The organism is Pseudomonas sp. P5_109 (assembly GCF_034009455.1).
In the GTDB taxonomy this organism is placed as follows: domain Bacteria; phylum Pseudomonadota; class Gammaproteobacteria; order Pseudomonadales; family Pseudomonadaceae; genus Aquipseudomonas.
Genome location: NZ_CP125380.1, coordinates 4,408,343 through 4,420,843, shown reverse-complemented (window position 1 = coordinate 4,420,843; position 12,501 = coordinate 4,408,343). Strand labels below are relative to the sequence as shown.

At 61.3% G+C, this 12,501-nt stretch carries 10 protein-coding genes; 2 read left to right on the top strand and 8 right to left on the bottom strand.

Annotated elements, in window-relative coordinates; translation table 11 throughout:
- Positions 1-12: 12 nt before the first annotated feature.
- From QMK54_RS19715 to QMK54_RS19685, 7 genes are all read right to left on the bottom strand, one after another.
- The gene (locus QMK54_RS19715; RefSeq protein ID WP_320401186.1) at positions 13-1,050 is read right to left on the bottom strand and encodes a polysaccharide biosynthesis/export family protein; all 1,038 of its coding nucleotides are present in this window, start codon (positions 1,048-1,050) and stop codon (positions 13-15) included.
- Between the two features lie 22 nt (positions 1,051-1,072).
- Positions 1,073-1,720, bottom strand: coding sequence for a CpsD/CapB family tyrosine-protein kinase (locus QMK54_RS19710; protein ID WP_223593488.1), 648 nt, complete (start codon positions 1,718-1,720; stop codon positions 1,073-1,075).
- A complete protein-coding gene (locus QMK54_RS19705) occupies positions 1,721-2,467 on the bottom strand; it encodes a sugar transferase (protein ID WP_110659193.1) in 747 nt (248 codons plus the stop codon).
- A 212-nt stretch (positions 2,468-2,679) separates the two neighbouring features.
- A complete protein-coding gene (locus QMK54_RS19700; protein ID WP_110659192.1) occupies positions 2,680-3,684 on the bottom strand; it encodes an NAD-dependent epimerase in 1,005 nt (334 codons plus the stop codon).
- Positions 3,681-5,033 (bottom strand): UDP-glucose dehydrogenase family protein, encoded by a 1,353-nt coding sequence (locus tag QMK54_RS19695; RefSeq protein WP_223593490.1) that lies wholly within the window; start codon positions 5,031-5,033, stop codon positions 3,681-3,683. The genes QMK54_RS19700 and QMK54_RS19695 overlap by 4 nt, the downstream gene beginning before the upstream one ends.
- Before the next feature lie 536 nt (positions 5,034-5,569).
- Positions 5,570-7,540 (bottom strand): acyltransferase family protein, encoded by a 1,971-nt coding sequence (locus tag QMK54_RS19690; protein ID WP_241511324.1) that lies wholly within the window; start codon positions 7,538-7,540, stop codon positions 5,570-5,572.
- 125 nt (positions 7,541-7,665) lie between these two features.
- Positions 7,666-8,706 carry an AraC family transcriptional regulator ligand-binding domain-containing protein gene (locus tag QMK54_RS19685; RefSeq protein WP_320401185.1) on the bottom strand — a complete coding sequence of 347 codons (1,041 nt, stop codon included), beginning with the start codon at positions 8,704-8,706 and terminating at the stop codon, positions 7,666-7,668.
- A gap of 71 nt (positions 8,707-8,777) precedes the next feature.
- On the opposite strand from QMK54_RS19685, the gene QMK54_RS19680 reads away from it, so the two are divergent.
- Positions 8,778-9,692, top strand: coding sequence for a LysR family transcriptional regulator (locus tag QMK54_RS19680; protein ID WP_223593494.1), 915 nt, complete (start codon positions 8,778-8,780; stop codon positions 9,690-9,692).
- A gap of 136 nt (positions 9,693-9,828) precedes the next feature.
- Here QMK54_RS19680 and QMK54_RS19675 read toward each other — a convergent pair whose 3' ends face one another.
- Positions 9,829-10,749, bottom strand: coding sequence for a LysR family transcriptional regulator (locus QMK54_RS19675; RefSeq protein WP_223593496.1), 921 nt, complete (start codon positions 10,747-10,749; stop codon positions 9,829-9,831).
- Positions 10,750-10,843: 94 nt separating this feature from the next.
- Here QMK54_RS19675 and QMK54_RS19670 point away from each other — a divergent pair, with 94 nt between their 5' ends.
- Positions 10,844-11,683, top strand: coding sequence for an AraC family transcriptional regulator (locus QMK54_RS19670; protein WP_110662889.1), 840 nt, complete (start codon positions 10,844-10,846; stop codon positions 11,681-11,683).
- Positions 11,684-12,501: the final 818 nt, after the last annotated feature.

Here is a 12,501-nt window from a genome sequence, read left to right as displayed (position 1 = left end):
GTCACCTGAGAGTTAGTTGCTGCTGCTGTTGTCGTTTTTGTTGTCGACGCGGTAGCTGAAGCTGAACCCCACGCCCTGGAACAACACGACGTCCGCCAGTTGCCGTGCGAGCTCACCGGCGCTGGCCAGCTTGGTCTTGGGCACGTACAGCATGTCGTCTGCTTGCAGGTAGGCGATCTGCGAGGCATCGCCCGACAAGGCCTTCTCTACGTCATAACGATGAGCGACCACCTGGTTGCCGTTGCGCCGCATGATCATCACCGAGTCCAGCCGTGCCTTGATGTTCGAACCTCGGGCCATGGTCAGGGCTTCGAGCACCGACACCGGACGGCGGATCGGGTAGGAGCCCGGCTGGCCGACTTCACCCAGTACATAGATTTCGTTGCCGGCGGTGGACTTGAGCAACACATCCACGGTCATGCGGCCCGGCAAGGTGGCGTAGCGTTTGTTGAGGAAGGCCTCCAACTGGTTGACGGTCATCCCTTGCAGCGGCACGGCCCCGATCTCCGGAAAACTGGCGTAGCCGTCGGTGCCCACGGTGATCTCCCGGCTCATGCCGGTGCCGGGGTGGTTGAGCACGGACTTGAGGTTCTGTTCATTGGTCAGCGGGGTCACCAGGACCACCGACAGCTGATTACGGTTGGGCTGGAACAGTTGCTTGCGATCGTAGGCGCGTTGAATCGCCTCCCGTGCCTGATCGCGGGTCAGGCCTTCGATTTTCACCGTGGTGTTGGCGCCCGGCAGTTCGATGGTGCCGTCAGGCAGCACCAACTGGTTGCCGTTGAGCTGGCTGGCGGCGGTGAAATTCAGCGCGATCATGTCCCCGGATTGCACGCGATAGGCGTCCGAACCACTGGTGCTGATGTGGAAAATCACGTCCAGCACGTCTTGCGGCCGCAGGGTCTGCTCGACCTTGGGCACGTCGGTGGCCTGGGCATTGGCCGGCGGGGCCGTGAGGATCTGCACCGGCATGCTTTGCGATACATCGGTGGAAGTGCTGGAGCAACCTGCGAGGGGCAGCATCAGCAGGACAAGCATCTTGGCGTTCATGGCGTCATCCTTATCTGGTTGCTCACAGGTTTTTGTACAGCCACTTGGGCATGTAGTACTTGCGTCGGTTGAACACGCTGCCGACCAGTTTCGCTCCGGCCTGGCTCAGGCGCTGGGCCGCGGCCTGGGCCACTTCCCAGCGGGTGTCTTCGCAGCGCACGACCATGACCACACCGTCCACCTGGGTGCTGATGACCAGGGTGTCGGAATCCGAATACACCGCATCGCCGTCGATCACCACGAAGCGGTATTGACTGCCGAGTTGATCGAGCACCGGGCTCAGCTGTTCAGGTGTCAGGTGTTCGTTGCCACGGGAGTGGCGGCCGAATGGCAGGACGTGGAACGGCAGGCTGGACACGTTCACCACACAGTCCTGCAACAAGGGCGGGCTCTGGGTGTTGAACAACAAGTCGCGAAGCCCACGTTCCCGGGTCAGCCCCAACTGTTGCGTGAGGTTGGTCGCCGACTGGCTGGCATCCACCAGCAGCACCAGGCCGCTGCTCATCTGCGCCAGTTGACTGGCCAGCGCGAGGGCGCTGGTGGTGGTGCCTGCGCCGGGGTTGGCGGCAGTCAGGAACAGGATCCGCAGGTCCTGGTCAAGCACGGTCGATGTCAGGTTGGACTCGCTCGGGCTGGCAATGCTGAGGCTTTTAGCAGTTGAACCGTCCATTTAACTCGCTCCGTGGCCGCTGAACACTTTGAAAGGGGTTTTCAACAAGATCTTCAGATCAAGCAGCAGGCTCTGCTCGGCGATGTAGGTGAGGTCCAACTCAACGCGCTGGTCGAAGTCGATATTGCTGCGTCCCGAGATTTGCCACAGGCCGGTCATTCCGGGGTAGATGCTCAGGCGAGCGAGGTGATTGTCCTTGTAGCGGTAGGCATTGAACGAAGTCGGCCGGGGGCCTACCAGACGCATGTCGCCGGTCACCACGTTGAACAGGTTCGGCAGCTCGTCGAGACTGGTGCGCCGCAGGAAACCACCGATACCGGTGATGCGCGGGTCCTTGTCGATCTTGAAGTCGATGGCGTCGGCGCCGTGCTTGTTCAGGTGCCGCAAGGACTCCTTGAGCTCTTCGGCGTTGGTGACCATGGTGCGGAACTTGTACATGCCGAACAGGCGGCCGCGGTAACCGGTGCGTTTCTGCACGAACATCACTGGCCCCGGGCTGGTGCATTTGATGGCCAGCGCCAATCCCAGCAGCACCGGCGCAATCAGCACCAGGATTGTCAGCGCACCGGCGCAGGCCAGTACGCGGTTGGTGCGCGACAAGGTCCACGAGCGGCCACCATCGCGACCGGTAATCCAGCTACGGCCCTGCATGTGAATAGCGGCGTCCATGCGCATGCGGTGCTCGGGATCCAGGCGCTTGTCCCTGCGCATTTTGTCCAGGGGCACACTTCTCTCATGTCCAGTCATAAATCCTCCGCATAGTTCAGCCGCGTGCGGCGTGGGCGATAGGCAGCTACATAATTAATTGCGTAATTAATTATTTAGTTGTTTCTTGGTTACTACTTAGGTCTTATTACTTAGGTCTTATTACTTGGATCTAATTGCTTAGATCTTATTACTTAGGCCTTACTACTTAGGTCTTATTTGTTCGCTGTCTGGTTAATTACTTGGTTAATTAGTTAGTAGTAAGAGCGGAACCAGGCAACGAAGCGCCCAAGTCCCTCATCCAGCTCGATCCGTGGCTGGAAATCGGTCGCGCGGGCCAGGTCGCTGGCATCGGCGCAGGTGTTGAGGACATCGCCCGGTTGCAGGGGCAGCAGTTCGACCCGGGCTTTTTGCCCCATGTGTTTTTCCAGCAATGCCAGGTAGGCCTTGAGCTCTACCGGGTGCTGGCCGCCGATGTTGAAAATCCGCCAGGGCGCCATGCTTGTGGCCGGGTCCGGGTGCTCGCGGTCCCATTGCTCGTTGGCTCGCGGTGGACTCTCGATCAGGCGCGTGATGCTCTCGATAATGTCGTCGATGTAGGTGAAGTCCCGCTGGTGCTCGCCGTAGTTGAACAGTTTCAGTGGCCGTTCTTCGGCGATGGCCCGGGCGAACTGGATCGGCGACATGTCCGGCCGGCCCCAGGGGCCGTATACCGTGAAGAAGCGCAGCCCGGTGCAGGGAATACCGAACAGGTGGCTGTAGCTGTGGGCCATCAACTCGTTGGCTTTCTTGGTCGCGGCGTACAGCGACAGCGGATGATCGACACCATCCTGTACCGAGTAGGGTGTGTGCTGGTTGGCGCCATACACCGAACTGGACGAGGCGTAGATCAAGTGTTTGACCGGGTGCTTGCGGCAGCATTCGAGGATGTTCAGGAAGCCGCTCAAGTTGCTGTCCAGGTAGGCCCGGGGATTTTCCAGGGAGTAACGCACACCGGCCTGGGCCGCGAGGTGGATGACGATCTCCGGTTGTTCCCGGGCAAACAGTGCCTCCATGGCCGACGTATCGGCCAGGTCAACCGTTGCGAGCTGGAAAGGGCGTGCCTGCTCCTGCACCCAACGCACGCGATCGTGCTTGAGTTGCGGGTCGTAGTAGCTGTTGAAGTTGTCGAGGCCGAACACCTGGTGGCCATCGCGCAATAGTCGCAGCACGCAATGGGCACCGATAAAACCGGCCGCTCCGGTGACGAGAATCTTCATGGACGCACGGCCTCGGGCACGATGTGGCGCAAGCCAATCCCGCTGTAATGCAGGCCGGCAGCAGCCACCTGTTCCGGGTTGTAGAGGTTGCGCCCGTCGACGATCACCCGATGACGCAGTTTGCTCGCCAGCAGGTCGAAATCGACCACGCGGAAGTTTTTCCACTCGGTGCAGATCACCAGGGCATCAGCGTCTTCGAGCGTGTCATCGCGGGTAGCGCACAGATGCAGGTCGTTGCGGTAGCCGTAAATACGCCGGCATTCGGACATGGCTTCCGGGTCGTAGGCATGCACACTCGCGCCTTCGGCCCAGAGTGCCTCCATCAGGTAACGGCTGGGTGCTTCACGCATGTCATCGGTGTTGGGCTTGAACGCCAGGCCCCACACGGCGATGGATTTGCTGGCCAGTCCGCCGGGAAATTGCGCCTTGAGTTTGCTGATCAGGATATGCCGCTGGTGGTCGTTGACCTCGGTCACGCTACGCAGCAGACGCAAGGGCATGCCACTGTGCTCGGCGGTGTGCAGGAGGGCGCGCAGGTCCTTGGGGAAGCAGGAACCGCCGAAGCCGCAACCAGGGTAGATGAAGTGGTAACCGATGCGCGGGTCCGAACCGATGCCTTTGCGCACGGCTTCGATATCGGCTCCCAGCAACTCGGTGAGGTTGGCCAGTTCGTTCATGAAACTGATGCGCGTGGCCAGCATCGCGTTCGCCGCGTACTTGGTCAGCTCGGCGCTGCGGTTGTCCATGAACATCAGTTTTTCGCGATTGCGGCAGAACGGCGCGTAGAGGTCGCTCATCTGGCTGCGGGCTTCTTCGTCAGCGGTACCGACGATGATCCGGTCCGGGCGCATGCAATCGGCCAGGGCACTGCCTTCCTTGAGAAACTCCGGGTTGGACACCACCCGTACCTTCAGCGAGCCCTTGCCACGGCGCTGCAATTCTTCAACAGCGGTGGCACTGACCTGGTCCGCCGTGCCGACCGGCACCGTGGACTTGATGATCAGGGTGCGGTCGGCCTCCATGAAACTGGCGATCTGCCGGGTCACGTTGAGCACATGGCTGAGGTCGGCCGAACCGTCTTCGTCGGCGGGCGTACCGACGGCGATGAAGATCAAGTCGGCGTGCTCCACCGCATCGCTGGCCTGGGTGGTGAAGAGCAGGCGACCGGCCTTGATGTTTTCTTCAAGGGTGCCGGAAAGCCCTGGCTCACTGATCGGTGGCACGGCCTGTTGCAGTTGCCGGATCTTGTTCGGATCGATGTCGACACACAGGACACGATGTCCGACATCGGCCAGTGCCGCTGCTTGTATCAGGCCAACATAGCCCGTACCAAATACGCTCACGTCCATATTGGCGTGCCTCGTAAGACGGTGGAGAGTCGCGAAGTGAAGCTGTCAAAAGGGGTATAGACCAGCCTCGGCAAACCGTGTCAGCAATCCGGCATGTTAATCAGGCAAGACACCCCCAAATTTGGGGGCCAATTGCCATCAAAGTCGCACCACTATTGGGGTTTCCCCAATTTTGCCCACTCGCCGAGATTTTCAAGAAAGCGATAAACGGTCGTAAGCCGCGATTTACAAGGGTTGTAGCTGGTGGAGTGTGTCAGATTTGAGTCACCGGTTTATTGACGCTTTTTGCCGGAGTCCGACATTTTTCACATAAAAATGGCACATTGCCACTGTCAAAAGGCGACCGACAAATAATTGGCAAGGGCCCAGTGGGTCATTGCAAGATTCAATGACGCGAGCGGTCGAAGGTTGTGTTTTGTGCAGGCGGTTTTATGACTGGGGCCAAGCCATGGGGCAGGCACAAACGTGCCCCTGGCAACGCGGCTTCATCCGTGTGAAGGCGTTGACAAGGGCTCGCCGGTGAGTGGCAACGGGCGTCAATTGACCACGGTGGTATCCAGCCTGGCGTCGGCGGTTTGCGGTTTGACCTGGGGGTCGTGCAGCAGGGAGAAGCCACGGCCTTGCAAGGTGTGGCCGATAAACCGCGACCCCACTTCGTTCAAGTGTGAATCGTCCAGGTACAGCAGTTGACCCTCAATGATCGGACTGCACACGCCAGCCGGGCATATCACTTGATTGGGGTCGATAAAGCGGATCTGCGGGAACCTCGCCCGCACGTCCGCCCAATAGGGTGGCAGTGCACTCTGGGTGACCGAGCAGCTGCGGTCAGTGCCAAACATCAGCCGGCGAATCGGGCAACTCGCCGCCTTTTCAATGTGCTGGTTGCTCAGGATGACAATCACCTGGCCGCTGTTCTCCACCACCCGCTGGATACTCGCTTCGACCAGATCCCTGGCCCGTTCATCCTTCGGCCAGATCGCCGCCAGTACCACGTAGCGATACTTGTTCTGCTCGATCAGGCTGAACACCCGTTCGTTGCGTTTCGCACAATGGGCCGCATACACCGGGGGCATTTCGGCGGTGTAGCCGAGGATCGGCGGGCAGGAATCCATGGTGTAGTCCATGAGCATGATGTTGTTGGGCCTGGCCAGGATGTCGACCATGCCGGTGAAGTGGTTGGCAAACGAGTCGCCGATCATGATGCCGTCCAGCTCATCCTTGGTTGCGCCCAACCGGCAGTGCTCATTGGGTTCGGTCGCGTACAGCGCATTGGGCACGTGGCACCCGCGGCGAACATCGGCAGGCTTGTTCAGGGTCATTGCTTCAAGCGCTGAAACGCCGGCGTTGAAGCGTTGTGGAAAACCGTTGAACTGCACACTCAGACCCGCGAGCACGGCCAGCCCCAATGCCGGAAGGGCAAACCGGCGGGTGAAGATCCGGGCAAAGTGCAGGCTGGCCCCGCTGCGTCGAAACGGCACTTCGACGAAACGCCAGGACAGCCACGAAAGCAGGATCGAGGCCGCGATCAACAGCGCGCCCACGGGCAGGTCGATGGGGATTTCCACATAGTTCAGGAAGGCAATCAGCGGCCAGTGCCACAAGTACAGCGAGTAGGAGATCAGGCCGATAAACACCATGGGCCGGCTGGTCAGCAAGCGTGAATGGCGCTCACCACTGCCGGCCAGGATCAGCAGGGCGGCGCCCAGGCAGGGGATCAGGGCGTTGATCCCGGGAAAGGTGGAGTTGGGGTTCAAGGCAAACAGCGAGAAACCGATCAACAGGTAGCCCGCCAGCGCATAACCATGGGCCGTGAATTTGCCGATGACGCGCGGTTGATGCAGGTAGATCCCCAGCAGCCCGCCCAGCATCAACTCGAAAAAACGCGTGGGCAGCAGGTAGTAGGCGGCCGTGGCAAAGACTCCGGTCGCGTACTCGGAAACCCCCACCGCCAGCACAACGCCAACGGCCAGTACCGGCAGCACGTAACGCGGCGCCAGGCGATACAGCAACACGATGAACAGCGGCCAGATGACGTAGAACTGCTCTTCGATACCCAGCGACCAGGTGTGCAGCAAAGGCGCTTCGCTGGCATCGGCGGCGAAGTAGTTACCGTACTTGACCCAGATGTAGATGTTCGAGACACCCAGCAGCGAGAGCAGGGCGCTGACGTTGAGCCGGACCAGGTCGACCGGAGACAGGATGAAAGCCCCGGCGATCACCGTCGCCAGCAGCACCGTCGCCAGCGCCGGCACGATGCGGTTGATGCGGCGCTGATAAAAACCCTTGAGCGAAAACGTGTTGCGCTTGACCTCGGAAAACACCTGGGAAGTGATCAGGAATCCCGAGATGACAAAGAAGATGTCGACGCCAACGAAGCCGCCGGGCAACAGGCCGGCCTTGAGGTGATGCAGCAGCACTGCAATCACCGCGACAGCGCGCAGCCCATCAATGTCGGAGCGGTACTTGCCTTGAGCCATGCGCCTGACCATCCCTAAAAGCGATGCCATCCATCGACGTCCGCCCCGTGACACCCGCTGTCAGGATCCTGGACACCCAAACCACTCATCATTTGTAGCTGGAAAATGGGCGGACGCAAAAAACGAAGGCACCGGTGGCGCACGAGGGTGGTGTTCTATTGGCCTTGCCGGGTTCGCCAGGCGCCTGGTGCACACCCCAACCACCGCAGGCACGCGCGGTTGAAGCTTTGCACATCGCTGTAACCCAGGCGGTCGGAAATCTCCACCAGCTCCAGGTCCGTGCCCTGCAAAAAGTCTTCGGCGCGGTAGCGGCGGTATTCGTCGAGCAACTCGGAAAAACTCCAACCCAATGCCTTCAAGCGTCGGGCGGCGGTGCGCTCGAGCAAATGCTGGCTGTTACAGAATTGCTGCCAGTTGGCCTCGGCGAGGTTGGCGATCAAATAGTCGCAGACTTGCTCCAGCAAGGTCGGTTCGCTGTTGCGCCGGGTCTGCTCCAGCAGTTCGACCAGGGTGTGTTCAAGCTCATGATTGCCCGGCGTCAACGGGATGACGAACAGCTGTGGATCGAGGCGGATCGAGTGCTGCGCCTGCCCCCATTGCACCGGCGCGCGAAAGGCTTGTTCATGTTCTTGCGGGTTGACCGTGCAGGCACCGGCCAGCCCAACCCCCAGGATCGGATCACGCTCCAGGCCGCTGGCGAGGAACTTGCGCCGCAGCATGCTGCACAGGCTGATGAGGATGTAATCGGTGGTTGCCGCGTTGGTTCTCACGCTGCCACGGTCGAGCAGACGCAATTCGACGCGATCGTCGTCGCGCACGATCCTGGCCTGAAAGTGGCCGTTGAAAAACGGAAAGAAACGCACGAAATACTGACAGGCGCTGTCCAGTGAGTCGGCCACGTCGAACAGGTACGTCAGGCCATTGGTGGCGGTGGAGACGAAACGCCGACCGGCTGCCAGGCCGATCAGCGGGTCGCCGGTCTGTTCCAGGGCGAACGCCCAGAAGCGCCGCGACATGAACAGCGGAATGCGCATGAATGGCGTGCGCAACTCGAACAGGCTGCGACGAAACAGGCCTTCGATGCTGTCCCGGTCCACGCCGCGGGCCAGCAACTCTTCGATGGCCGGCAGCAGGGTTGGCGCGTAGAACGCATTGGGTATCGATGGGGCGTGCAGTGGCTGATCGCTTTTTGTCATGTAGGGCTCACAGCTTGTTCCGGAACACTGGTTAGGCTGCCCGACGTTAAGCGATTTGCCGGAGCAAGACCATGCTTGATTTACGCCAGCTCGATTTGAACCTGTTGCTCGCCTTCGATGCGATTTACCAGCAGCGCAGCGTGACTCGTGCCGCCGAGGTGATGTGCCTGTCGCAACCGGCCATGAGCAATGCGTTGCGGCGCCTGCGCGATTTGTGCGGCGACCCGCTGTTCATCAAGAGTCGCCTGGGCGTGACGCCGACATTGGTCGCCCATCGCCTGGCCGACTACGTGCGTGCGGCGCTTGAGTCATTGCGCGACGGCTTGCGCATGATTCCCGCCGCGCGACAGAACAATCCGCTGCTGCGCATCAGTTGTCTGGATTGCCTGCAACCGGTGCTGCTCGATGCCTTGCTCGAATCGCCCCACGCCGATTGGCAGGTGCGTTATTTCCAGCCCCGGCGCCGTGACGCCCTGCAGGACCTGGCCAGCGGCAAGCTGGATATCCTGATCGACCTCGACCAGCCTCTGGCCGGGCTTGCCGGCCTGCACAAACAGGCGTTGCCCGCCGACCATTACGTATTCGCCTACGGGGCTGCGCTCAAGGAGCCGCCGCGCAACCTGCAGGAGTATCTGCAGCAGCCACAGATTCAGGTGTCGAGCCGTCGCGACGGGCTCAGCCCGGTGGACTTGCAGCTTGGCTTGAAAGGCCTGCGCCGCAATGTGGCGATGAGCACCCAGAGCACCCTGGCCGCGAAGCTGATCGCCGATCGCCAGCCGTTCGGCGTCAGCCTGCCAAGCCGGGTCGCCAATGTGCTGGGCCTGCAACACGTGCCGCTGCCCCTGGACGAACCGGTGGAGCTGAAACTGGCGCTGTACATCGAGTCGCGCTACCGCTTCGAGCGCAGCCGCGAGGAGGCGATGCATTGCCTGCTGCGCGCCCTCGGCGAGCCGCGGGCGTTGCAGTCATTCGCCCGGCGTGCGTGATCTGATTGCAACGCCAAACCCTGTGGGAGCGGGCTTGCTCGCGAAAGCGGTGTGTCATTCACCAATGATTTCGACTGACACGGCCCCTTCGCGAGCAAGCCCGCTCCCACAGGGTTCGTGTGTCGTTCAGATGCACCTAATTCGACGCCAGCAAGCGCCGGTCAACCGTCAGCACCGCCTCGACCATCGCCAGCGCCGCCGGTGTCAGGGAGTGGCCGGCGCGGCTGACGATGCCGTAGTGCAATTGCAGGCCGGGGTCCTCCTTGGGCACATCGGCAAATTCCAGCAGGCGGATCAGGCCCTGGTCGACCAGTTCGGCCAAGGCCTCCATGGTGGCGATGCCCACCGCGTCGGAGCGCATCACCACGCGGCGGATGGCATCGAATTGCGCGCACTCCACGCTCGGGTTGAAGTCCGCCTCGCCCTGCACGTCGGCGAGGATCTTGCGGATCATCGGCGGCATTCGCGTGCCGACCACCGCGTAGTCGAGCAGGGCGCGCAGGGACAGGTTCGGCTGCTGCACCAGGGGATGACCGACACGGCAAAAGAACCGCCCGCGCCGTGGACGCAACAGCTGTACCTGATACTGCGGGTCGCCGGTGAAGTACCGCGCGTCGGCCACGAGGAATTCGATTTGCTGTTCGCGAAGCCAGACCGCCAGTTGCTCCCAGTCGCCCTGGTGGAAACTGATGCGAATCGCCGGATGGGCCTGGATGAATTCGGCCAGCGCCTCGGGGACCAGTAGCTGGGCCGGATACGGGCCGCAGCCGAAGTGTAACTCGCCACCGGTCAGGCCGTTGTATTGGGTCAGTTCGTTGTGCAGGGCCTGGCTGCCGGCGAGCAGGCGCCGGGCATGTTGCAGCACCAGTTCGCCCTGGCCGGTCAGGCGGAACTCGCGGCTGCTGCGTTCCACCAGTACGCAGTCGAGGTCGCGCTCCAGGGTCTGGATGCTGCGACTGAAGGCCGGTTGACTGAGATTGATCGCCTCGGCGGCACGGCCGAAGTTGCGGTAATCGGCCAGTGCGACAAGGTGGCGGAGTTGTCGTAGGTCCATCATGCGTCTCCTGCATCTGACAGATAATTTTAATGCATTGGATCGATATCATAGAGACTGGCATAAGTACACGCCTGTCTTCTCGCCGTAACTTGCCATGACCAGCCAGCCGTTCATTTCCAGCGCCTTCACCCGCACCATTCTCAGCCATGCACGGCAGTCCGGGCTGTGCCAGGACCAACTGCTGCAACGGGCCGGCATCTGCCTTTCGTTGCTCGAAGGGCAGGACTTGCACGTGCCTGCGCACCTGGTCGAGCGTCTGTGGAATGAATGCGAGCGTGCGGGGGCGGGGGTGTCGTTTGGCTGCGAACTGGTCAACGGCATGGCGACTACCACGCTGCGGGGGTTGAACATTCTGCTGGACTCCGCCGCGACCCTGCGTGCGAGCCTGGCGTGCTTCACCGAGTTCATGCCACGGGTGACCAACTGCGTGGTGGCGGAACTGGAGGAGGGTGGCGGGGAGGCTCGCTTGCACTTGCGCAGTGTTGGCCAGCAGACGCATTTTTTTGGCCTTGATGCGGCGACCCTGACGTTGGTGCGCAACATTGCCCGACGATTGGGGCGTGCGCCGGCCGAGGTGTTTGTCGCGGTTCACCTGACGCCGCGACAGGCTGCCGGGAAGTGGTTGCGTAGTGTTGGTGTCGAGGTGCAAACCGGTGGGCATCCTTGCCTGATCTTGTCGGCGGACAGTCTCGATGAACCACTTTTGGGGGCTAATGCGTTTTTGCATCAGAGCATGTTGCGGCACTGGCAGACGGCGGCGGTGCAACATGCTCGCAGTGACAGTCTGGAGATGGCGCGGCACTGGTTGACGGCGGGGGATCAGCCGATCGAGCGGATTGCCGAGCGGTTGGGGTATCGGCAGCCGAGTAATTTTATTCGGGCGTTTCGCAAGCAATTTGGGATTACGCCTAAGCAGTTTCGGCTTGGGTTGTAGTCTTGGTTGAGTACATATCCGTTTCTGCGGTAACGGCTGCTTATGGTTCCGCTCTTACAGCGGGTCACTTTTGGCAAACGCCCCAAAAGTAACCAAAAGGTCTCGCCCCTGGCGTCCGGCCCCTCGCCTAGGCTCGGCGTTCCTTCGCTCCGGCATTCATCCGGGGGCATCGCCCTCCGGTTGGCTTCGCTGGCACCTACATGCGATGAGTTCGACTGCGTCGAACGGCGCTGCGCGCCAATCCCCGGATGAACACCTCCGCTCAGCCTCCCGAGGGGGCGGGTGGATCAAGATCAAGAGCTGCAGGCGAGCTAACGCTCGGCCTGATGAGTGGTGAAGAGCGAAGGTGTACGCCGACCCTCTGTAGGAGCTGGCTTGCCGGCGATGGCGGCCTGACAGCCACCTAATCTCTCGCAGATAAACGCAAATCAAACTGTAGGAGCTGGCTTGCTAGCGATGGCGGCCTGGAAGCCAACCAATCTCTCTCAGATGTACTCAATCTCTGTAGGAGCCCGGCTTGCCGGCGATGGCGGTGTGTCAGGTGCCGCAGGGTTGGCTGGGATGGCGCCATCGCGGGCAAGTCGGATCGCCGCACCGCAGCTTCTACAAAGGAGGTATGTACAGCCTCGCGATCAGGCCGGCCGGTAGGCCGCCTCGCTTTGGCTTTGGCTTTTGATCTTCTTGCCCCCTCGAGAGGCCGAGTGGAGGTTCTGCGCAGTGGGCAACCCGGCATGGATGCCGGGTTAGCCGCCCCCGGCCATGGATGGCCGATGGCGGCGGGCCCACGGAGCAGGACCGGAGCGAGGGAATGCCGAGCC

Bases quoted from the DNA above. Each gene is read 5' to 3' on its own strand.
- QMK54_RS19715 (WP_320401186.1), bottom strand. From the start codon at position 1,050: ATGAACGCCAAGATGCTTGTCCTGCTGATGCTGCCCCTCGCAGGTTGC.
- QMK54_RS19710 (WP_223593488.1), bottom strand. From the start codon at position 1,720: ATGGACGGTTCAACTGCTAAAAGCCTCAGCATTGCCAGCCCGAGCGAG.
- QMK54_RS19705 (WP_110659193.1), bottom strand. From the start codon at position 2,467: ATGACTGGACATGAGAGAAGTGTGCCCCTGGACAAAATGCGCAGGGAC.
- QMK54_RS19700 (WP_110659192.1), bottom strand. From the start codon at position 3,684: ATGAAGATTCTCGTCACCGGAGCGGCCGGTTTTATCGGTGCCCATTGC.
- QMK54_RS19695 (WP_223593490.1), bottom strand. From the start codon at position 5,033: ATGGACGTGAGCGTATTTGGTACGGGCTATGTTGGCCTGATACAAGCA.
- QMK54_RS19690 (WP_241511324.1), bottom strand. From the start codon at position 7,540: ATGGCATCGCTTTTAGGGATGGTCAGGCGCATGGCTCAAGGCAAGTAC.
- QMK54_RS19685 (WP_320401185.1), bottom strand. From the start codon at position 8,706: ATGACAAAAAGCGATCAGCCACTGCACGCCCCATCGATACCCAATGCG.
- QMK54_RS19680 (WP_223593494.1), top strand. From the start codon at position 8,778: ATGCTTGATTTACGCCAGCTCGATTTGAACCTGTTGCTCGCCTTCGAT.
- QMK54_RS19675 (WP_223593496.1), bottom strand. From the start codon at position 10,749: ATGATGGACCTACGACAACTCCGCCACCTTGTCGCACTGGCCGATTAC.
- QMK54_RS19670 (WP_110662889.1), top strand. From the start codon at position 10,844: ATGACCAGCCAGCCGTTCATTTCCAGCGCCTTCACCCGCACCATTCTC.